The following is an 18861-nucleotide window of genomic DNA, read 5'->3' as shown; positions in this document are numbered from 1 at the left end:
GAGGTTCTTCTTGCATAGCAAGACATGATCACAACGTATACTCTAGCCCGGATAATTCGTCAGGGGTGACGGGCATGGGACAAACCACTGACACGATGTAGGATTTGGATGCTGAGACCAATCCCATCGGATCCTGGAGCGCATGCCCGTCAAGGTTGAACTTACCCCGGCGCTGCCGGGTTTGTCACCAGTAGGTGGCCACGCGATCGTGGCGCGCTTCGACGGCGCATGCATGTCGTCGGACGGTGGTTTGCTGGTCCTGCGAGAGGTCGAGCAGCGGCTTGCCATCGCGAAACATCTGGCGACCTGCATTCATGATCCGCGTGATCCAGGCCGGGTAATCCATGGTCTGGACGAGATCATCCGCACGCGGATGCTGATGATCGCAGCCGGTTACGAGGACGGCAACGACGCCGACAGGCTGCGCCGCGATCCGATGTTCAAGCTTGCCATGGGGCGCCTGCCCGATGAGGCCGAGCTCTGTTCGCAGCCGACCATATCGCGCTGCGAGAACCTGCCGGATGCGCGCGCCCTGCTGCGCATGGGGCGTGCCATGATCGATCACTACTGCCAGAATTTCCGCCAGGTGCCACGGCGCATTGTGCTCGACATCGATGATACGTTCGACGCCGTGCATGGCGGCCAGCAGTTGCGGTTGTTCAATGCGCATCACGATGACTACGGCTTCCAGCCGATCGTGGTGTTCGATGGCGACGGCCGCATGATCGCCGCCGTGTTGCGTCCAGCCAGTCGGCCGACGGGCAGGCAGATCGTGCGCTGGCTGCACCGCCTGATCACCGTGATCCGCAGCAACTGGCCGCGTGTCGAGATCATGCTGCGTGCCGACAGCCACTACTGCACCCCAGAGGTGCTGCGGTTCTGCCGGGCGAGACGGCTCGACTACACGCTGGGCGTCGCCCCCACGTCGACGTTGCGCAAGCACATCCTCGGTCTCGAGGAGAGCACCGCCGCCCGCGCCGCAGCTCTTGGAGATAAAACCAAGCTGCGCCGGTTCAGGGACTTCCATGACGCGGCGCGAAGCTGGGACCGTGTGGAGCGCATCATCGCGCGCGTCGAGGCCGGAGCGTTGGGAACCGACACGCGCTTCATCGTCACCAGTCTGCGTGGCCTGTCCAGCCGCAGCATCTACCAGGACATCTACTGCGCCCGCGGTCAGGCCGAGAACCACATCAAGGCCTGGAAGACGCATTTATCCGCAGACCGCACCTCCTGCAGCCGGGCGACCGCCAACCAGATGCGCCTGTTCCTGCATCTCGGCGCTTACCGGCTGATGTGGAGCCTGCGCGCGCTGATGCCGCGCCGCTCGCGTTGGCGGGTCATGCAGTTCGACACCATGCGGCTACGCCTTATCAAGCTGGCCGTACGCATCGACGTTCTGAAGAAGCAGGTTCGCCTGCACCTGCCGCACGCGACGCCGGATCAGGCGATCTTTGCGTTGCTGCTGACGCGCATGCCCCGCCTCAGCATCTGACACACGGGCGAAGCGCCCCCGACCACCCCCGACCCGACCAACCCCTAACGCAGATCAACCGCAGAGCCTTCCCAACGAACCCGACCGGGGGCGAAAGCAAGCTATGCGCCCACAGCCTCCGGTTGTACCGTCATCATCCATGGATGACTTCAACACCAGGCTCATGAATTATCCAGGCTAGTTCGCTGACTGGCAAAGCTCATACAACATCCCGCGGCCAGTGCGGGTGGCCCTGCAGCTGCGTGAAGGTGACGAGATCGCGTACGTCGTCTAGGCCAGGCGTGTGGTGCTAGCCGACGACACGCTCAGGACCTTCCTCGAGTGGGACAGCTCCGCTGATGTCGAGGCCTATGCTGCTCTGTGAAGATTAGGGTCGCTCTTTAGGAAGCGAGACCAGCTCCGTGCCCATAATAATCATCGATGTCATGGCCGCGGAGATCATCCCACACACTCATCTCACTGGCTGCGTAAGCCGGTGCGCCTTCAAGTCGGTCCCGGCTGAGGTTGATCACATAGCCGCCTTGGCGAGGTTCATATTTCAGCTGATTCCAAGGCAGCGGATGATACTTATCACCGATTCCGAGAAAGCCGCCAAAGCTCAGGATGGCATACTCTGCTTTTCCAGACACCTTGTTGAGCATGACATCGTACACGTTGCCTAGCTTCTCGCCGGCCTCGCTGTAGACGCTTGTACCACTTACTTTGCTGGCGGCGATGACACGGCCACCAGTCTCGCTTGGATTATCTACGCTAGCCATGGTGTTCTACCTTTTGCCATTGAGTTTGTGCGCAATTAATGCATTCCTGGAGATACGTCATCTGGCTTGTGTCGAAACGTCGGCAGCCGCTAGAAGTCTGATGCTGGGACCAACTGTGCTTTGTCAACAGAAAGGATAACCCTAGTGGCGGAAGTACGGTCAGTCACTGAGGTCGGGTCGTTGTTATACGCAGCTCGGCCTTCCAGAAAGGCGACACAGTATTGACCCAAGTGATAATGAAAGATCACGCTAGCGAATAGGGCTGATGACAATGTGCAGCTTGTCATCATACCCGTTATCTTGCAATTTCAGCAACGCGAACGTTCCTCGGTCTGCATGTATTCTATCGGAAGCCAGTTCCGGCATCGACAATAGCGATGTTGTACTCCTTGTCCTCGAACTACACAGCTTTGGCATGTGCCTCCTCCAGCATAAGTGCTGAAATGCTGATTGCATCTACGTGATACTCGTGTTCCCAAATCGGTTAAGTAGCAAGGAATTATTGAATGGTTCGTCCTGGAGCCACCATATGTCGGAGGACAACTTCCTCACAGACATACCGGACAATGAACGGTTCCGAAATATCCGGGGGAACTTTCTCGAAAAGAAACATTTCAAGTAAAGCAAAAGTCTCTGGAGAGGGGCGCTCTCCAAGCATCTCGAAGAATTCAGTAGAATAGTAGAATTGCCTGAGTGCCGTAACTTCACGGTCAGACAGTCTTCTAAAAACCTTTCCCCGAATTTCTTTCTGATACTGCTCTAAGCGTGAAAAGGTCATTCTAGAGTAACCGGATTAATACACGATTGCATGATAGCCTCTAAACCATTATAAATTTGCAATTGTAGAACGAAACTTAAGCATAAGTTGGTTTGATAACAGCAAGGTACGGAATGCGACTTGCTGTTATCAATGACACGCCAGAATGATTTTATTCAAGACGGCAGCACCTTTGTGATAGCAACTTTGGCAAGTTGGACGCCAACATTGTTTGTTCATGTGGCTCAATTAATCACGATCCAAACCATTGTGGCCCAATGCTGTAACATGCGGCCGCCCGCTTCTCACCACAGAAACCGAATCCGGATCCCTTTATCCTTTGCAGGCTGAGGTCATGCTTAGGGACACCCTTTTATAGTTTTCAACAGCCACACTGCCTTACTGACGACTTCGCGCGCGCTGAGGTAACGGCCAGCGGCCACGGTCGTTGCGACGAAACGTTCCAGCTCCGATGCGAGCGACGTGTTCATGCTTTGCAGTTCACGACATCTTGACACTTTGCCTGAAGACAGGTGTCAAAGAATGCTACAGCCTAGGCGCACTCGCAACATTATTATAATTGGCGCTCTGGAGGACTGAAAGCCTTACCCGAACCGCCAAATTCAGCTACAAACGATTGCAGCAAAGGCGGAGGGCTGAAATGTCGGATGGTGAGCCAGATGTTGAGGAACAAGTCCGCCGCCGTGCCTATAAGCTTTGGGAGCAAGCCGGGTGTCCAAACGGGCGAGGCGATGAGTTTTGGCATGAAGCCTTGGCGGATATAACCTCAAGTCGCGAGCAAAATGCTAGCTCCGCTACGGCTGTGCCTGTTTCTACAGCCAGGGAGCCAACATTGGACGAGCCACCTAAGCCGACGACCTAATAGCGCCGCTCTAGCCTAATTACCTTTGGTCCGTCGCTGATGCAGCGGAACCCGACTGCGCGCCGCACTCTCCGAGGTGTATAATTCTTTTATACGACGACCGTTTTCCAGAATGACATACTTGCCCTTAACGCCGGCTGTAGCCCCTTCTTCTCCCTAGTGGGGTATAAGGCAAGGCATTGCCTCGAAGCATTAGAGCTCCCTACGCTTTGCCATTTGTATGATACGGTCTGCAGTCCGTAGAGCGATCGCGGTGATGGTCAACGACGGGTTGACGCCGCCGACGGTCGGGAACACTGAACCGTCGCAGATCCACAAGTTCGGAATGTCCCAGCTGCGGCAATCTGCGTTTACGACGCTGGTTCGACGGTCGTCGACCATGCGGGCAGTGCCACCAAGATGGTTCGTGTCGTTCTCCTGGCGGAAGATGTCGCTGGCACCAACCGCCTCCAGGCTGCCGTTTGTTGAAGCAGGTGAGCGCGCAGGCGAGAGCGGTGAAGGCGTGATGGATGTCGCTTCTGCGCTCATAGCACGTTACGAGGCGGCGGTTGCGGTTGATCCAGGCGAAGGTTCGCTCGATGACCCATCGGTGCCGCCCGAGCTTCTGGCTGGTCTCGATACCCCGCTTTGCGATGCGTAGTGCGATGCCGCGACGGCGGCAGGCCTGTCGGCAGCGCCGATGGTCGTAGGCCTTGTCGGCGTGGAGCTTGTCGGGACGATGTCGGGCGCGGCCTGTCTTGCCGCTGATCGCGGGATCGTCAAACAACTCCTCGAACGGCATACTGTCGTTGGTATTGGCGCCGGTCAGGACGAAGGCGGGCGGAGGCAAGCTCTACCTGCAGGCTGTCTGACGCACCACCAGGCATATAGCCGGACACGCCTGGCGTGCCATAGCCCAGGACCTGCCCGGGCGCGGCACTCCAGAGCATGCTGAGACGAGCGTTACATGGAGCAACACCTGCCACTTTCTTGGCCACAAGCCTGCTTCTGCCGTTTCAGTCATTGCAGCAGTTGCACGAAGCGTCACTGAATTTCATGACTGCATGTATCTTCATCCGCGAAAAAACATACGGCTCTCGGATCACAATACCGGAGTGGTTCGTGGTCTATCACCCAATCTGTTGGACACAGGGTATGTAAGCGGTCCATCAGCGGGATCGATGCACGTCAGCATGACGCCGCGGCAATGTTGCAAGCGAACCGCGCCCACCCGCTTAACGATCTTCACTGCATAACTCACCCGCTCACATTGGAAGACTTTGTATGAAATCGAACTGGCGCGCTGCGGTCATCATCCTGACCGTGCTCATCATGCTGGTGGGTGCGGCGGGCTGGTATCTCGCCATCGTCCGCGCCTCGGAATTGGCGACGGCGCGCGACACGTTACAGGCTGACGAAGCGCGGACGGCCGCCCTGGGTCACGACAAGGATATCCTGCAGCAGCAGGTCAATGGCCTGCAGGCGCAGGTAGCGACCGCGCGTCAATCCGCAGGCCAGGCGCAAGCAGCCCTGGCCACCGCCAAGGGTTCCGTCGACGACATGGCGACGCTGCGGACGCTCTTGGCAGCAGCGAATACGCGTGCCGATGCTGCCGATACCCAGCTTCGGGCACTGCGGCAGGTGCCGCCGAAACCGGAACAAGGCAAGGCGGCAAACACGCTTGCCGCGACGCCAACCTTCGACCTTCCGGCTGCGGCCAGCGCACATGCCTACTTGACAGCCGCCCGGCAGGCGATCGCAGCCGGAAATACTACCAGGGCGCGGGCGGCGCTCGGTCGTGCCGAGGTGCGGTCCTTGAATGCCGGACAGCTGGGCGACCCGCCGACAGCCAAGGAGCGTGCACGGTCGCACCAGATCCAGAACGCCATCGATATGCTGGATGCCGGCAGGACGTCGTCCGCCCGACGCCTCATCGAAACACTGCTTGATGAGCCAAGTCAGGCACCGGCGTCGGAATAGCGCCAAGTGGGAAGCATGAATGCCGCGCACCGATCGATGTGCAGGCCAGCATCCTAAGGCTTAGGCGGCTGCCAGCTCCATACAGGCCGTTCTTCTAGCCGGTGGTAACCCCAGCGGCGGCCGCTTCTGTGGTTTCGCATAGCGTACCCGCTACGTATCTACCGGTGCTTCAGAACCTAGCCCGGCAATGCGAGGACTCGGCATGATTCGTCTCGGCCTGTTGCTGGTAGTCCCGATCGCACCACTGCTGCAGTATATGTTCCACGCTTCGCCGATCTGGGTGTTCCTTGCCGGCATCCTGGGTGTGGCGGTGCTGGCGGACTGGATCCGCGCGGCCACCGAGCAGCTCGCTGGCCACACCGGGCCGGCGATTGGCGGCCTGCTGACCGTCAGCCTGGGCAGCGTGGCCGAATTGATGATTGCCCTGTTCGTACTGATGCGCGGCGAGGCCGACGTCGTGCACGCCCAAATCACCGGTTCGATCCTAGGCACCGCCCTACTCGGGCTCGGGCTGGCGATCGTGGTCGGCGGCTGGGGACGGGAGCGGCAACTCTTCAAGCGCGAGCGAGCCGGCCTGCTATCCAGCCTGCTGATCCTGGTGGTGATCGCGCTGCTGCTGCCTGCCGCGTTCGACTATACCGGCCGGCGCTTCACCCAGGCGTCGGAGGTCGGCGGCCGCGACGAAGCGCTCAGCTTGGCAGTCTCGATAGTGCTTCTTCTGCTCTATGTATGCAACCTCTGCTACACGCTGGTCACGCATCGCGACGTGTTCGCCTCCGCCGAGCCGACGGGCAAACCCGACTGGTCAATTGGCCGCGGCCTGGCGGTGCTGGTCGGCGCGACGGTCGGTGCCGCGCTGGAGAGTGAATTGTTGTCGGGCGCACTGACCCAGGCATCGTCGACACTGCATCTGTCTCCGATCTTTCTCGGCGTGATCGTCATCGCTCTGGTTGGCACCATCTCCGACCTCTTCGCCGCGGTGTGGTTCGCGCGCCAGGACCGGATGGGGCTGGTGATGAGCATCTGCATCGGATCGGCCATCCAGGTGGCGCTGGTGGTAGCACCGCTGCTAGTGATCCTGTCCTGGCTCTTCGGCCATCCGATGACGTTGGTGTTCGAGGATCCGCTTGACCTGTTCGCGATCGCCGGTACCGCCTTTATCGTCAACGCGATCGCCGGCGACGGTGAGACCACCTGGTTCGAGGGTGTGTTGCTGATTGGGGTCTACGTCGTGTTCGGGCTGGCGTTCTTTTTCGCCTGAGCGCCAGAGCTCAGGGTTGGCGCCTCTCGATCGGTGGAAAGCCGACACAGTCGTAGGTGGCCGACGCAATGCCGATGTCGGCCTGGTTGCGTCGGACACACACTGATCACACTGCTCGACAAGAGGGACCTATCGGAGAAGGCGAGTTGGCTTACTGAGGACGCCGATCGGGCGCGTGTGGCGCTGCGCGCGGACGCAGAGCCGGGACGACGACGCCTGTAAGCGCCGGTGTCGATCCCGGCGGCAGAGATATTGCTTGGTGTGTATCGCCAAAACCGGCAGGTGCCGCGTGTCCGTGCCGTGCTTGACTGTCTGGACAATGCGGTCCGCAGTCGCGCGGCCCTCCTCAATCCATCCCCGCCTCTAGCCGCGACAGCGCTAGCCTGACAACGATGTCATGCAGGCGCCATAGCTATTCGAAGGTCCTTCCATGATACCACCCTGGCTGCATGTGCTGTCACTGGTCAGTCTCGGTGTCGGCGCAATCTGCGCGATCGCCCTCGCGCTCGACCTGGTCCGGCATCCACAGCACATGTGGATCATGAACGTCGTCTGGCCGGTCAGTGCCCTGTTCGGCAGCGTACTCGTGGTCTGGCAATATGTCTGCTACGGGCGCCTTGCCGAGGAACGCGTCGCACGCGCCGCCATGGACCGCGGTGACGAGATGCCGAGCCGCACGGACACGCCCTTTCCGATGATCGTCGCCAACGGCGCGCTGCATTGCGGGAGCGGCTGTACCTTGGGCGACATCGTTGCAGAATGGCTGGTGTTCCTGGTGCCCACTGTCGCGGTCTGGTTCGGCTGGCACAGCCTGTTCGCAGCCAAGATCTTCGCCGGCTGGATCGTCGACTTCCTGGCCGCCTTCGGCTTGGGGGTAGTGTTCCAGTATTTCACCATCAAGCCGATGCGTGACCTGTCGGTGGGACAGGGGATCTGGCAGGCGATAAAGGTCGACTGCCTGTCATTGGCCTCCTGGCAGATCGGCATGTACGGCTTCATGGCGTTCGCCGACTTCTACCTGTTCGGCTCGGTCCTGGGCGTGAGTCTGCGCACCGACACCCCCTCTTTCTGGTTCATGATGCAGCTGGCGATGCTGTGCGGGTTTATGACCGCATATCCGGTAAATTGGTGGCTGATCCGGTCGGGCGTGAAGGAGGCTATGTAGCCGGCGCCGGCGGATCATCTGCCGCCGGTGTACATTAACCCGCCGCCCGTGCTGGTGTCCTGGCCGGGACCGAGCTTGGTAACGAACAGGACGAGAAGGGTGAATCGGCTTAGGTCGCCTACCTCGTCCGGCACAACCCAGACCCACGTCCCGTCGAAATGCCCGAAATAAGCGGCATCACTGGGCATCTGGCTCCGGGTTCCGACGTGAAACCAGTCGCTCGGAACGTCGCGCGCGAGATCGACTTTGGTCACGGCGTCGCCCGGTGGGGCGCCGGAACCGTGCCCGGACCGCTTCTGCCGGCTAACCCGGGCCTGCGCGAAGTCGAGGAAGCCAGGATCGTGGAACGGCGGAAGCCGCATTGCGGCACGATAGATATCCTGCAGCTGCTTGACCGCGAGCGGATCGCATATCGCGTCCGCGCCCCACTGCTCGCTCACGGTGCGTTCGGCGCGCGGACCACCGAACATGCCGCCGGCGCCGCCGGATACCTGCAGCTGGTAAAATCCCACCTCGTCGCTGACCTGGACCGTACCCTGCTTGATCCTGATCTGCGACGGCAATGTCGCCGGGTAGCGCTCCATCCGGGCAAGATTATCCATCACCACCTGATACTGGATCTCCATTACCGTGCCGGCGGCCCGGGAGGTGCTGGCCGTCAGCTGAGCGTGGGTGCACCCCACCAGCATGAGGCACAAGCCGGCCGCGAGTCCTCCTCCCGATCGGGAGCCGGCTGGTTCAGCCCGCAATCTTCTGCTCGGTTTCATGCTGGTTGAGTGCATAGACTGCCCAGATTGCCGCCGGGATCCAGCCGATAAGGGTTGCGTGCAGGAATAGGCAGACCACTCCGGCGATCGGCCGGCCGATCAGGAAGAACGACAGCCAGGGTAGTAGAAGCGCTACGAGGATCTTCATCGTGGTTCTCCATTGTTTCGTTTGGGTTCGTCCTACCGCCGGCTGCTCAAAACGCATAGACTTCGGCGCCGATCAGCAAGGCGAGAGCGCGGGCGTAGAGCCTGCCGTAGTTGGCGACATGCCAGCGTAGAAGAAGATGCCGGCCGAGGCGAGCAGGCACAGGACCCCTGCGGTCAGCACGCTGCAGCAGAGCGGACCGCGCAGCACCGCCGGCTGGTCCAGAACGTAGCCGGACCGCAGAGCCAGCATCGCGGCGAACATCGCCACCAGCAGCGGCCAGCGTAGCCACATCACAAGCCGAGCAGTGTCGTCCTGCAGTCAGGCCGCCGCCAGCGGCGCCACCGCGGCCCGTTGCAGTCGCCCTCTCCTGTCCTTGACGTCTTAGACGATTTTCAGTGCGGTGAGCAGGCCGCCCGATGCCCGGAAGGCAGTCCAGGCAACCAGCAGGACGTTGAGCCGCATGGCGATGCAGCCGCCGAATTCGTTTGGAACGCGGGCACGAAACGGTTCGAGCAGCCTACCCGCGGCCGCCGGCAGCACGCCGCCATTAAGCTGCAGGCTGGATTGCAGTACCGCCGTATCACCGAACAGGCTCCAGAGTGCGGCCACGACGGCAAGCCCCGGCAGCAGACAGAAGATGCCGTAGTAGGCCAGGCGGGCGGCGATGACCGGCGCGTGGTCGTTAAAGATCTCCTGCCAGACTGCACGCGATATGGTGTTGAGCGTGGACTTGTCCTTGTTCGCTTCGATGTCGCGGAAGAAGCTCATACGTCGTGGTCCCGTTCGCGTATCGACCGTCTAGCAGCCTGCGGCCCGCCCTCACGGGCACCTGCGCCGCGTTCGAACGATAGACGATTTTGTCGTGAATGTTTTCCGTTAAAGTCGTGGAGTCTGTCAGACTTGCGTGCTTAACGCATCGGTATCAACATTGTTGGCTTGCGGATATGAAAGGGCGCCGGAGAAAAACGGGTGTGGATCGGCGGGACTCATCAGGGAAAGACTACCACCGATGGAACCATCTTCTGCGGCGTGACGAGACTGTCGTGCGGACGATTTCAGTAGTCAGGGGATTATTCCTCAATGCGACATCGTCCTGTTGCGTACCGTTTATAGGGAAACGGTAGATCTTCTATGCGATGAAGAAATCCGGTGTTGCTGCGGTAATGGCATTATCCCTGCTGGTTGGTGGCGGCATCACCGCACAGGCCGCGACAAACGGCTCCATGATCGCCAACAGCAGTTTACAGAAGAGCCACTCCGACTGGCGCAGTAGCAAGCTCGTCGGCGCCAAGGTCTTCGACAGCCAGGGTGACAGCATTGGCACCATTGACGACATGCTGCTTAATTTGCGCGGCAAGATTTCGAATGTCAGTATCTCGGTTGGCGGCTTCCTCGGCGGCAGCTCCAAGATGGCCGAGTTGCCATTCAGCGAGCTGAAGTTCGAGCCCAGCAACTCGAACTCGAATTGCGGCAATGATAACGACAATGCGACGAAGTTGGTGTTCGCTAGGTATGCGAACGGGCAAGATCACAGTGCCGTGCTACTGAACGTCAGCAAGGACAAGCTGATCCGTATGACTCCCCTCACCTACTCACCTGCATGCCGCCCAGGCTCCGGCTTCGGGCGGGATACAGGCAGCACTTCAGATGATGTTATGATTTTAGGGTGCCGCATCATCACGAATGCAGCTAAACGTCGGGCATGAGCGATCCGGCGCCGCATCCCTCCACGCAGAGCCAACGTGGACTGGACTGGCTCAACTTCTTCATCGCCGACGTGCAGACTGGGTTCGGGCCGTTCATTGCGGTGTACCTGGCGGCGAACGGCTGGCAGCAGGGCCGGATCGGCCTGATCCTGACCGTCGGCGCCATCGTCGGCATTGGCAGCCAGATGCCGGGCGGCGCGCTGGTCGACCGGGTACGGTCCAAGCGCCTTTTGGTCGGAGGATCGCTCGGGCTGATCGCGGTCGGCGCGCTGGCGCTGTATTACTCGCACGAATTCGTGCTGGTGATGGTGGCGCAGATTGCGCACGGCGCCACGGCTGGCGTGATTGCCCCGGCGATGGCGGCGATCGGGCTGGGGCTGGTCGGCCATCGCGGTCTCAGCCGACGCTTGGCGCGCAACCATCGCTACGATTCGTTCGGTAACGCCGGCACCGCCGCGCTGATGGGCCTGCTCGGGCATTTTCTGTCCAAGCAGACCTCGTTCCTATTCGCTTCCCTGCTGTGCGTTCCCGCCATCTGGGCGTTGACACGGATCCGTAGCGGTGAGATCGACTATGCTCGCGCTCGTGGCGCCCGAGCTGACGCACCGGACAGGCCTGGACGCTACCGGGATCTGCTTAAGAACCGTGGCCTGATCGTGTTTGGCGGCATGCTGCTTCTCTTTCAGGTCGCGAACGCCTCGGCGATACCTCTGGTCGCGGAGCGTCTCGGCCAGCAGCACGAGGCGGAGTCTGAGCTGGTGCTGGCCGGACTGATCATCGTTCCCCAGGTGATCACCGCGCTGCTTGCCGGATGGTTTGGCCGACGTGCGGACGACTGGGGACGCAAGCCTCTCCTGCTGCTGGCGTTCGTGGCTCTCGCGGCACGGCTGCTGCTTTTTACGGTGGCGCCCGGCCCGCTCTATCTGCTGCCTATGCAAGCGCTGAGCGGGATCGATGCCGCGGTAATCGGCATCCTGACGCCGCTGGTGATCGCGGACGTCACCCAGGGTTCGGGCCGCTACAACCTAGCGCAGGGCGCGATCGGCATGGCGACAGGGGTTGGGGCGGCGATCAGCACCACGGCGGTCGGTTACATCGCGCAATGGCTCGGCTTCGACGCCGGGCTAATGGTGCTAGCCGGCGTTGCTGCGCTGGGCGTGGGCTATGTGTGGCTGCTGCTGCCCGAGACACGGCCGCGACCGGAATGAGCAGTCCGGAAGCGGAGGATGCGCAAACGGGTCTGCGGTCCGCCTGCCCGCGGTGCTACCGTGCCGGTGGGTCACCATATGGCAACCGAAGCCAGGGGAGCCCCCCCTCTTGTCCCCGACCAGAGCGATCATTCAGTTCGCGGTCAGCCTTGTGATCGGCACCATGGGCGAGCGCAATGCTGTTGCACCGGCTGGCCCAGGCTGGCACCGCGCGCGGCCTGTCGAAAGGCCTAGTGGGATAAAATACGGCCCTTGGCGCAGAGAGTCCCGAGATCGTTTCGTTGCTGACCGCCCTGGTCGCACAGTGCTGCGTGCGCTGGTGCTGGCGACGCTGACCCGGATACCCAACTGGAATGCAGCATCTTGTCGACCAATCGCCGGGTCAGGCCCTCGGCTTGGCGCTGTTCGCTGCCATGGATCTTTCCCATGCGCTTGCAGGCCAGCATGACGATGCTGCGCTCTGCACGCGTTCGGACTATCGCCGGCTTCTTGGTCAGCGCCTGGTCATCAATCAAGGCGGCTACGGTGGACGGCTCGGCCGGTAGCGCCGCCAGGACTTGGCTTGAACACCAATCGGTACACACATTGCCGTCGCTCGGAAGCGCATGAACGGTCGGTTGCCGCGGGCAGGCGCCGCGCGCTGCGTCCCGACAAGCTTCGAGGTTCTGCCCGACGAGCGCCGGTGGGTCGGTACCGGTGATCTCCGCAATGTCGGAGGCGGTCTGCCGCCCAGTGATCGCCTGCTGGTCAATCAGTGAGCCGGGGCCTGTAGTCCCGTAAGCATTGTGTTACATGACGCTACAAAATCTCCAGAAGGTGCTAACCATTGCCAGCTACTGAAGCTTTGCACGGGGGGTCGAACGCTATGATGTGCGACGTCCCACGCGCCGTCGTCCTCAACTGAAAGATCAAAGCCATGGTCAAACTCGCCATCCTGTTCGTCATCGTGGCGGTCGTAATGGGAGTGCTCAGCTTTGGTGGCCTAGTCGTCGGCGCCGCCCTGAGTATCCTTAAGATCATGTTCTGGGTCGCGGCGGCCATTGCCATCGTGCTTTTCGTCCTCGGCCTCACAGTCTACCGCGCCGTCACCTGAGGCAATTCCCAAGTCCGTGCCAGCTTGACCACCCACGCCGCAAGCGGTTCACGGCGCTCGGCAACGCCTTTGGACTGTTGCCGGGCACTCTGGTTATGGTCGGTAACCAAAGTTATCGAGCAGCGAGCTTCCATGCCTGCCGAGCCATGGACGGTCGCCGCCACTATAGGCGCAATAATCAGGACGAAGACGCCGGCTACCATCTGGCGCTACGCGTCGGCCTGAGCGGTCAGCCTAACCTTTGTCGCGTGCGAGCTTCAACGCGTCGTTGATGATCTCCTGGATCGTCATCCCGGTCTCGGCCGAGCGGCGATGCAGCCATCGGTGCATTGGCACCGTCGCCCTGTAGGTCAGGGCCACTGTTGGTTCCGGCCGGACGAACGCAAAGCTGTCCTGCTTCGGCTTGCGGGCGATGCTGGCCCCGATGTCGACCGCCGGCGCAAACAACAGGCTCTGCCCGGGAAGCTCTGCCTGGGAGGCCCGCTCGCGTTCCCGCTCCAGGCTGACCATGCTGCGGTCCAGCGCCGTCTGGATGATGTTCTGCCCCGTCGTCGAGAAGCGTCGCACCAGCCGCTTCAGCCGATCATAACGGAACGGATCCAGCCGCACGGTGACAGGGATCGTGCCAGGTTTGCGGTAAGCCGGCGGCGCGTCCGGTAAAGGTGTCCGGCTGGGCGAAAGCTCCGCGCTGTCGAAAACCTGCATGTCGACTCATCCAGCAAGACACCGGGAAGAGTCTAGAACCAAGCCACGCTTCGACACCAACTCTGAACGCAGCGGGTCGGTGGTTGTCTTCAATGATCTGCGGCGCGTCAGCTCGCTTGGGCACTCTGAAGCGCTGGTTGCGGCAGGCTGATCCGGATCGGCTCAAACAGGCTGTCCTGGTCGGCACCGATTTCGCCCTGCTTGGCCATCTCCAGGCACGCCACGAAGGTCCCCGCCAGCGCCCCGCGCGCCTGCTTCGTCCGGTTGCCCCCCTGCCCCGTTTCTGGCTCCAGTGCCGGCAGGAAGATCCCCAACTCACCGCCCAACGGATCTGCCGCCAGCAGCTCGCGGATCCGCGCCAGCGCCTGATCCACCCGCCAGAACTGCATCAGCACCGGCCTGTAGAGCGGCGCCGTCTCCGGACGGCTGCGCGGACCACGCAGCACCACGAGGCAGGCCTCCAGCAGCGCCATGGTGGTTTCGGTGCGGCCGTCCTGTTTCTGCCGCGGCCGAGCAAATACCTCCTGTCCCAGCTGCGGTCGAGCCTCGAGCCAAGTCGCCGCAGCCCGGATGCGAAGCATCTCGCCGAGACGCAGCTCTTCCGCGGCGGCATCCTGCTCGGCGGTGGCGGCCTCGGCCGGGCTGGCCGGGAACATCAGTCGCGATCGCAGCAGCAGCAGCCGGGCGGCCAGCACCAGCCAGTCCGCACGCCGTTCCAGCGTCACCCGCCCGGCCAACCTCTGCATCGCGGCGACGAACTGGGTGATCAGGTCCAGTGCGGACAGACGGCCGAGATCGATCTGTTGTCGTTCGGCCAGGTCCAGCAGCAGGTCGAGCGGTCCGTCGAAGCCGTCGACATGCAGCTCCGGGATGCTCGGCACACGCGGCGGCGTCTCCCAGTCGTCCCAAATCGGGTCGACGTCCGTGACGTCGGCGGGTGCCGACGGGATGGGGGTCTTCCCCTCAGCCATCGGCGGCGTCGCCATAGTCCGGCTGGACTTCAAACCTCAGGCTCGGCCAGTCCTGCCGGAGCTGCACGATCGCCCGCCATGGCGTCCAGTCGGCCGACCAGAACTCCCACTCCACCCGGACCGTGCGCTTGCGCCAGCGATCGGCGACCGGGTCCAGCCGGCTGTCGCGCTGCACGAAAATCCCGTACAGGACTTTCAAGTCATTATAATGTGTTAGCTCGAAAGAAATGCGGGACTGACTTTATGATCTTCCGAACAGGCAGTTGCTTGGCTGCACGAAACGCGGGACTACGGCTCATGCAAGGTTGGCTCCAGACTCCTCCCGCCGAGTGAGGCGAGACTACGTGTTTCCGGTCCAGATTGTATCGAACGCCCGATCTACGCCCCGCCACCGAACGCCTTACCATCATTGTTCGAGGCACATTGGAACTGGCGTAGTCCCGAAATTGCTGCATATTCGGGACTGCGAGATAGGCTAGCGTCCTTAATTTCACGCAATTGAGTGGGCGCGCGGGCAAATCCCAGAATTTCGTGCAACCTGACACCAGTTCAGCCATCACCACGCTGGCGCCATGGCTCCGCTATCTCGTCTGATCCGCCTATGGTGATGGCATCTTGGTTATGGGACGGCTCGTCGTTCATGAGTTCGGCTAGACGTTGTTTGGCGCGGTAGATCCGCATTTCCACCGCCTTAACGGAGACGGCGAGCTGCTGGGCAGCTTCCAGGTGGCTCATACCGCCCAACGTCGTCAGAAGAAGCGCTTCCTTGTACGCCGGCGGTAGAGCTGAGCTGCTGCCGGTTTCGTGGACACCGAGATTAGGGTGTTTCATGAGATTGGAGGGTGGGGATGGTACGGCGACAGTTCAGCCGAGAGTTCAAGCTGGAGGCGGTCCGGCTGGTCAAGGAGCGTGGTGTTTCGGTGGTGCAAGCCAGCCGAGACTTGGATGTCGGTGAAAACATCCTGCGGCGTTGGATCAAGGAGCTCACTGCGGATCCTGGGCAGGCCTTTCCGGGTCACGGCCAGGTCAAGCCCGAGCAGCAGGAGATCGATCGGCTGCGGCGTGAGGTCGCCAAGCTCAAGGCTGAGCGCGACATTCTAAAAAAAGCCGCGGCCTACTTCGCGAGGGAGTTGTTGTGAAGTTCGGCTTCATCGCGAAACATCGAGGGATCTGGCCGGTGCGGTGGCTTTGCGAGGCGCTCGATGTCTCGCGCAGTGGGTTTCATGCCTGGCTCTCCCGGTCGCCCAGTGCCCGGGCGCGCGGTGACGAGGTTCTCGGCGCCCAGATCAAGGCCAGCTTCGTCGGCAGTGACCGGACCTATGGCGCCCGGCGGGTCTGGCACGACGTGCTGGCCGAGGGGGCCGCATGCGGGCTGCACCGTGTCGAGCGGTTGATGCGTGAGCACGCCTTGCGGGCAAGGCCACGCCGCCGGGGTCTGCCTTCGGACAAGGGCACCCGGCACGAAGCGGCAGACAACGTGCTGGATCGCCAGTTCGACGCCACGACGCCAAACCAGAAGTGGATCGCCGACTTCACCTATCTCTGGACAGCCGAGGGCTGGCTCTACGTAGCGGCCGTCATCGACCTGTTTTCACGCCGCGTGGTGGGCTGGTCGATGAGCGCGACCATGACCGCCCAGCTCGTCGCGGATGCGCTGATGATGGCGATCTGGCGCCGCGGTAAACCAAACGCGCTGCTCCACCACTCGGATCAGGGAAGCCAATATAGCAGTGAGCAGTTTCAGAAGCTCCTAGTGGATCACGGCGTCACATGCAGCATGAGCCGGTCGGGTAACGTCTGGGACAATGCAGCGATGGAGAGCTTCTTCTCCTCGCTGAAAACCGAGCGGACAGCTCGCAAGGTGTATCGCACCCGGGACCAGGCCCGGGCTGACGTGTTCGATTACATCGAGCGGTTCTACAACCCGCGCCGACGCCACTCGACCATCGGATATCTGAGCCCTATGGAGTTCGAGCGTATCAAAGCGTCAGCTTAAGTTGTGTGTCCACAGAACCGGCAGCAGCTCAAACTTTGGCTAGAGGCACTGGGCAGCTGAAGAGAAAGCCTTGCGCTTCGGTGTAACCCAACATGCTGAGCGCTTCAAGTTGCTCGACAGTTTCGACGCCTTCTATTGTCGTTGTTATGCCAAGGCTGCGGCAGAGCTCTGTGACGGCCCGGATGATCGCGGCCCCGCTCAGGCCGTTGATCCCGGCCGTCACGAAAGAACGGTCTATCTTGACCTTGTTGAACGGAAACTTTCAGTTGTAGCTGAGGGACGAATAACCGACGCCAAAGTCATCCATCGCGATCGTCACGCCGAGTTGCCGGATCTGATGCAGTGTTGCAAGCACATCATCCGTCTCGTTCAATAACAGGCCTTCGGTGATTTTCAGCTCAAGCCGGTCGCCCGGTAGGGCATTGTCACGTTAAGTGGCCCTCAGCTGCGGTCCGAGCGAGGATAGCTGGATGAAGACGCCGCCTGATCCGCACCATCGTCACCGTTTTCCGGCCGAGCTGATCAGCCACGCCGTGTGGCTCTATCACGTGTTCAGCCTGAGCTTTAGACACGTGGAGCTCCTGCTGGCCGAGCGTGGCGTCATCGTCTCCTATGAGAGCATCCGGCGATGGCGCCTGAAGTTCGGCTCGCATTTCGCGGGCCGCATCCGTCGACGGCGGCCTCGCCCGGGTGACAAATGGCACCTCGACGAAGTCTTCATCCGCATCCAGGGCGAGCTGCGCTATGTTTGGCGCGCTGTCGACCAGAACGGCGTCGTGCTGGACATCCTGGTGCAAAGTCGCCGGGATTGCACAGCAGCAAAGCGCTTCTTCAAGCGCCTGCTGAAAGGTCTATCTTATACGCCCCGCATCGTGGTGACGGACAAGCTGAGGAGCTACGGGGTGGCGAGACGCGAGCTGCTGCCCGATGCCGAGCACCGCGAACGCCGTTACCTGAACAACCGGGCCGAAAACTCTCACCGTCCAACCCGGCGGCGAGAGCGGCACATGCAGCGCTTCAAGTCGATGCGGCAGGCACAGCGTTTCCTCTCCGCTCACGCCTTCATCTCCGGGCACTTCCGACCGCGACGCCACCTGATGACGGCAGGCCGCTATCGTGCAGTGCGTGCCAAAGCTTTCAAAATATGGACACAGGGTATCCCTCCGCTGAAGGCCGCCTGGGCGTGAATCTGTCGCCACCTTAAGTTGCTACTTTAGGTGGCGCTTGAGGTGTTTCGATGGATGGCGTGATGGAGATCATCACCGGGCGTGAGGGTCGGCGGCGTTGGAGCACGGCAGATAAGCTGCGCATTGTTGCTGAGACGCAGGAGCCTGGTGTTGCGATCCGCGCTGTCGCGGCTCGCCATGATATTTGCGAAAGCCTTCTGTTCACCTGGCGACGACAGGTGCGTGAGGGTGTGCTGAGGGCGGCGTCGGATATGGCGATGTTCATGCCGGTGCAGATGATCGGGGTGGCTCCCACGGAATCCATGCCATCCAATTCGGCACCGCACTCGGTAGCGCCGATGCGATCCGTGCCGACGTCCGGGCTCATCGAAATCGAGCTGGGCAATGGCCGACACGTCCGCGTTGGCAGCGACGTCAATCTCGGCGCGTTGCGGCGCGTGCTGGCGGCGCTGCGCGAGTGATCCCGGTTTCGGCGAGCGTACGGATCTGGATCGCGACGGGCCATACCGACATGCGCCGGGGCATGCGCGGTCTTGCTCTGCAGGTGCAGGAAGGGCTTGGCCGAGATCCATTTGCTGGGGATGTTTTTGTTTTTAGGGGCCGCAGTGGTTCGCTGATCAAGGCGATCTGGCATGATGGCATCGGTTTGTCGCTCTATGCCAAGCGCCTGGATCGCGGGCGCTTCATTTGGCCGCAGACGGTGGATGGCGCAGTGCCGCTGACAGCGGCGCAGATGGGTTATTTGCTGGAGGCGATCGACTGGCGCAATCCGCGGCAGACATGGCGTCCACAATCTGCAGGATAA

General features: G+C 61.4%; 24 protein-coding genes and 3 pseudogenes. 14 read left to right on the top strand and 13 right to left on the bottom strand.

Annotation, left to right across the window (positions count from 1 at the left end):
* The first annotated feature begins 142 nt into the window (after positions 1–142).
* Positions 143–1492, top strand: coding sequence for an IS1380 family transposase (locus tag HN018_RS23965; RefSeq protein WP_171837372.1), 1350 nt, complete (start codon positions 143–145; stop codon positions 1490–1492).
* Between the two features lie 380 nt (positions 1493–1872).
* Here HN018_RS23965 and HN018_RS23960 read toward each other — a convergent pair whose 3' ends face one another.
* Positions 1873–2250, bottom strand: coding sequence for a PRC-barrel domain-containing protein (locus HN018_RS23960; protein WP_171837371.1), 378 nt, complete (start codon positions 2248–2250; stop codon positions 1873–1875).
* A gap of 1116 nt (positions 2251–3366) precedes the next feature.
* The gene (locus tag HN018_RS29570) at positions 3367–3498 is read right to left on the bottom strand and encodes a type II toxin-antitoxin system ParD family antitoxin (RefSeq protein WP_171837370.1); all 132 of its coding nucleotides are present in this window, start codon (positions 3496–3498) and stop codon (positions 3367–3369) included.
* A 170-nt stretch (positions 3499–3668) separates the two neighbouring features.
* Between HN018_RS29570 and HN018_RS23950 the strand changes: the two genes are divergently transcribed.
* Positions 3669–3890, top strand: coding sequence for a DUF2934 domain-containing protein (locus HN018_RS23950; RefSeq protein ID WP_171837369.1), 222 nt, complete (start codon positions 3669–3671; stop codon positions 3888–3890).
* A gap of 192 nt (positions 3891–4082) precedes the next feature.
* Here HN018_RS23950 and HN018_RS28850 read toward each other — a convergent pair.
* Positions 4083–4346: pseudogene (locus HN018_RS28850) on the bottom strand (GMC family oxidoreductase); the annotation flags it as partial.
* Positions 4347–4365: 19 nt separating this feature from the next.
* Positions 4366–4713, bottom strand: a pseudogene (locus HN018_RS28845) (transposase); the annotation flags it as partial.
* Positions 4714–5153: 440 nt separating this feature from the next.
* On the opposite strand from HN018_RS28845, the gene HN018_RS23940 reads away from it, so the two are divergent.
* The 3 genes from HN018_RS23940 to HN018_RS23930 all read left to right on the top strand — a co-directional run bounded on the left by HN018_RS23940 (position 5154) and on the right by HN018_RS23930 (position 8275).
* Entirely contained in the window at positions 5154–5849 is a 696-nt protein-coding gene (locus HN018_RS23940; protein ID WP_171837367.1) for a hypothetical protein, read from the top strand.
* A gap of 202 nt (positions 5850–6051) precedes the next feature.
* Positions 6052–7110, top strand: a complete 1059-nt coding sequence (cax, locus tag HN018_RS23935) for a calcium/proton exchanger (RefSeq protein ID WP_171837366.1) — start codon at positions 6052–6054, stop codon at positions 7108–7110.
* A gap of 430 nt (positions 7111–7540) precedes the next feature.
* Positions 7541–8275 carry a DUF4396 domain-containing protein gene (locus HN018_RS23930; protein ID WP_171837365.1) on the top strand — a complete coding sequence of 245 codons (735 nt, stop codon included), beginning with the start codon at positions 7541–7543 and terminating at the stop codon, positions 8273–8275.
* A gap of 14 nt (positions 8276–8289) precedes the next feature.
* Here the strand turns inward: HN018_RS23930 and HN018_RS23925 are convergent, their stop codons facing one another.
* The 4 genes from HN018_RS23925 to HN018_RS23910 form a co-directional block, all read right to left on the bottom strand.
* Positions 8290–8973 carry a hypothetical protein gene (locus tag HN018_RS23925; protein ID WP_171837364.1) on the bottom strand — a complete coding sequence of 228 codons (684 nt, stop codon included), beginning with the start codon at positions 8971–8973 and terminating at the stop codon, positions 8290–8292.
* Between the two features lie 40 nt (positions 8974–9013).
* Positions 9014–9190: a YqaE/Pmp3 family membrane protein gene (locus HN018_RS23920; RefSeq protein ID WP_171837363.1), complete on the bottom strand. Its 177-nt coding sequence runs from the start codon at positions 9188–9190 to the stop codon at positions 9014–9016.
* Between the two features lie 72 nt (positions 9191–9262).
* Positions 9263–9481: a hypothetical protein gene (locus tag HN018_RS23915; protein WP_171837362.1), complete on the bottom strand. Its 219-nt coding sequence runs from the start codon at positions 9479–9481 to the stop codon at positions 9263–9265.
* A 90-nt stretch (positions 9482–9571) separates the two neighbouring features.
* On the bottom strand, positions 9572–9958 hold the full coding sequence (locus tag HN018_RS23910; RefSeq protein WP_171837361.1) for a YhjD/YihY/BrkB family envelope integrity protein: 387 nt from the start codon (positions 9956–9958) through the stop codon (positions 9572–9574).
* Between the two features lie 368 nt (positions 9959–10326).
* On the opposite strand from HN018_RS23910, the gene HN018_RS23905 reads away from it, so the two are divergent.
* From HN018_RS23905 to HN018_RS23885, 5 genes are all read left to right on the top strand, one after another.
* A complete protein-coding gene (locus HN018_RS23905; RefSeq protein WP_171837360.1) occupies positions 10327–10896 on the top strand; it encodes a PRC-barrel domain-containing protein in 570 nt (189 codons plus the stop codon).
* Complete coding sequence (locus HN018_RS23900; protein ID WP_171837359.1) at positions 10893–12104, top strand: MFS transporter; 1212 nt, start codon at positions 10893–10895, stop codon at positions 12102–12104. Before HN018_RS23905 ends, HN018_RS23900 begins: the two co-directional genes overlap by 4 nt.
* Positions 12105–12457: 353 nt before the next feature.
* The gene (locus HN018_RS23895) at positions 12458–12649 is read left to right on the top strand and encodes a hypothetical protein (protein ID WP_171837358.1); all 192 of its coding nucleotides are present in this window, start codon (positions 12458–12460) and stop codon (positions 12647–12649) included.
* A 60-nt stretch (positions 12650–12709) separates the two neighbouring features.
* Positions 12710–12862 (top strand): hypothetical protein, encoded by a 153-nt coding sequence (locus HN018_RS23890; protein ID WP_171837357.1) that lies wholly within the window; start codon positions 12710–12712, stop codon positions 12860–12862.
* A 158-nt stretch (positions 12863–13020) separates the two neighbouring features.
* The gene (locus tag HN018_RS23885) at positions 13021–13197 is read left to right on the top strand and encodes a DUF1328 domain-containing protein (protein WP_171837356.1); all 177 of its coding nucleotides are present in this window, start codon (positions 13021–13023) and stop codon (positions 13195–13197) included.
* 234 nt (positions 13198–13431) lie between these two features.
* Here HN018_RS23885 and HN018_RS23880 read toward each other — a convergent pair whose 3' ends face one another.
* The 4 genes from HN018_RS23880 to HN018_RS23865 form a co-directional block, all read right to left on the bottom strand.
* Positions 13432–13902, bottom strand: coding sequence for a hypothetical protein (locus tag HN018_RS23880; RefSeq protein ID WP_171837355.1), 471 nt, complete (start codon positions 13900–13902; stop codon positions 13432–13434).
* Positions 13903–14009: 107 nt separating this feature from the next.
* Entirely contained in the window at positions 14010–14873 is an 864-nt protein-coding gene (locus tag HN018_RS23875; RefSeq protein ID WP_204259806.1) for a segregation/condensation protein A, read from the bottom strand.
* Positions 14866–15048 carry a hypothetical protein gene (locus HN018_RS23870; RefSeq protein ID WP_172443558.1) on the bottom strand — a complete coding sequence of 61 codons (183 nt, stop codon included), beginning with the start codon at positions 15046–15048 and terminating at the stop codon, positions 14866–14868. The genes HN018_RS23875 and HN018_RS23870 overlap by 8 nt, the downstream gene beginning before the upstream one ends.
* A 374-nt stretch (positions 15049–15422) precedes the next feature.
* Positions 15423–15704, bottom strand: coding sequence for an RNA polymerase sigma factor (locus tag HN018_RS23865; RefSeq protein ID WP_172443557.1), 282 nt, complete (start codon positions 15702–15704; stop codon positions 15423–15425).
* 17 nt (positions 15705–15721) lie between these two features.
* Between HN018_RS23865 and HN018_RS23860 the strand changes: the two genes are divergently transcribed.
* A protein-coding gene (locus tag HN018_RS23860) for an IS3 family transposase (RefSeq protein ID WP_239478892.1) occupies positions 15722–16869 on the top strand; the annotation gives its coding sequence in 2 pieces (ribosomal slippage) (positions 15722–15983 and positions 15983–16869; 1149 coding nt in all).
* Between the two features lie 28 nt (positions 16870–16897).
* Here HN018_RS23860 and HN018_RS28840 read toward each other — a convergent pair.
* Positions 16898–17242 (bottom strand): annotated as a pseudogene (locus HN018_RS28840) (EAL domain-containing protein).
* Positions 17243–17339: 97 nt separating this feature from the next.
* Here HN018_RS28840 and HN018_RS23845 point away from each other — a divergent pair.
* From HN018_RS23845 to tnpB, 3 genes are all read left to right on the top strand, one after another.
* Complete coding sequence (locus HN018_RS23845) at positions 17340–18056, top strand: IS6 family transposase (RefSeq protein WP_172443556.1); 717 nt, start codon at positions 17340–17342, stop codon at positions 18054–18056.
* Positions 18057–18106: 50 nt separating this feature from the next.
* Complete coding sequence (gene tnpA / locus HN018_RS23840) at positions 18107–18517, top strand: IS66-like element accessory protein TnpA (RefSeq protein WP_172443548.1); 411 nt, start codon at positions 18107–18109, stop codon at positions 18515–18517.
* 62 nt (positions 18518–18579) lie between these two features.
* Positions 18580–18861 (top strand): IS66 family insertion sequence element accessory protein TnpB, encoded by a 282-nt coding sequence (tnpB, locus tag HN018_RS23835; protein WP_338034028.1) that lies wholly within the window; start codon positions 18580–18582, stop codon positions 18859–18861.

Source organism: Lichenicola cladoniae (assembly GCF_013201075.1).
In the GTDB taxonomy this organism is placed as follows: domain Bacteria; phylum Pseudomonadota; class Alphaproteobacteria; order Acetobacterales; family Acetobacteraceae; genus Lichenicola; species Lichenicola cladoniae.
This window is presented reverse-complemented; position numbering and strand designations above follow the sequence as displayed.

Bases quoted from the DNA above. Each gene is read 5' to 3' on its own strand.
- HN018_RS23965 (WP_171837372.1), top strand. From the start codon at position 143: ATGCCCGTCAAGGTTGAACTTACCCCGGCGCTGCCGGGTTTGTCACCA.
- HN018_RS23960 (WP_171837371.1), bottom strand. From the start codon at position 2,250: ATGGCTAGCGTAGATAATCCAAGCGAGACTGGTGGCCGTGTCATCGCC.
- HN018_RS29570 (WP_171837370.1), bottom strand. From the start codon at position 3,498: ATGAACACGTCGCTCGCATCGGAGCTGGAACGTTTCGTCGCAACGACC.
- HN018_RS23950 (WP_171837369.1), top strand. From the start codon at position 3,669: ATGTCGGATGGTGAGCCAGATGTTGAGGAACAAGTCCGCCGCCGTGCC.
- HN018_RS23940 (WP_171837367.1), top strand. From the start codon at position 5,154: ATGAAATCGAACTGGCGCGCTGCGGTCATCATCCTGACCGTGCTCATC.
- cax (WP_171837366.1), top strand. From the start codon at position 6,052: ATGATTCGTCTCGGCCTGTTGCTGGTAGTCCCGATCGCACCACTGCTG.
- HN018_RS23930 (WP_171837365.1), top strand. From the start codon at position 7,541: ATGATACCACCCTGGCTGCATGTGCTGTCACTGGTCAGTCTCGGTGTC.
- HN018_RS23920 (WP_171837363.1), bottom strand. From the start codon at position 9,190: ATGAAGATCCTCGTAGCGCTTCTACTACCCTGGCTGTCGTTCTTCCTG.
- HN018_RS23915 (WP_171837362.1), bottom strand. From the start codon at position 9,481: ATGTGGCTACGCTGGCCGCTGCTGGTGGCGATGTTCGCCGCGATGCTG.
- HN018_RS23910 (WP_171837361.1), bottom strand. From the start codon at position 9,958: ATGAGCTTCTTCCGCGACATCGAAGCGAACAAGGACAAGTCCACGCTC.
- HN018_RS23905 (WP_171837360.1), top strand. From the start codon at position 10,327: ATGAAGAAATCCGGTGTTGCTGCGGTAATGGCATTATCCCTGCTGGTT.
- HN018_RS23900 (WP_171837359.1), top strand. From the start codon at position 10,893: ATGAGCGATCCGGCGCCGCATCCCTCCACGCAGAGCCAACGTGGACTG.
- HN018_RS23895 (WP_171837358.1), top strand. From the start codon at position 12,458: ATGCAGCATCTTGTCGACCAATCGCCGGGTCAGGCCCTCGGCTTGGCG.
- HN018_RS23890 (WP_171837357.1), top strand. From the start codon at position 12,710: ATGAACGGTCGGTTGCCGCGGGCAGGCGCCGCGCGCTGCGTCCCGACA.
- HN018_RS23885 (WP_171837356.1), top strand. From the start codon at position 13,021: ATGGTCAAACTCGCCATCCTGTTCGTCATCGTGGCGGTCGTAATGGGA.
- HN018_RS23880 (WP_171837355.1), bottom strand. From the start codon at position 13,902: ATGCAGGTTTTCGACAGCGCGGAGCTTTCGCCCAGCCGGACACCTTTA.
- HN018_RS23875 (WP_204259806.1), bottom strand. From the start codon at position 14,873: ATGGCTGAGGGGAAGACCCCCATCCCGTCGGCACCCGCCGACGTCACG.
- HN018_RS23865 (WP_172443557.1), bottom strand. From the start codon at position 15,704: ATGAAACACCCTAATCTCGGTGTCCACGAAACCGGCAGCAGCTCAGCT.
- HN018_RS23845 (WP_172443556.1), top strand. From the start codon at position 17,340: ATGAAGACGCCGCCTGATCCGCACCATCGTCACCGTTTTCCGGCCGAG.
- tnpA (WP_172443548.1), top strand. From the start codon at position 18,107: ATGGATGGCGTGATGGAGATCATCACCGGGCGTGAGGGTCGGCGGCGT.
- tnpB (WP_338034028.1), top strand. From the start codon at position 18,580: ATGCGCGGTCTTGCTCTGCAGGTGCAGGAAGGGCTTGGCCGAGATCCA.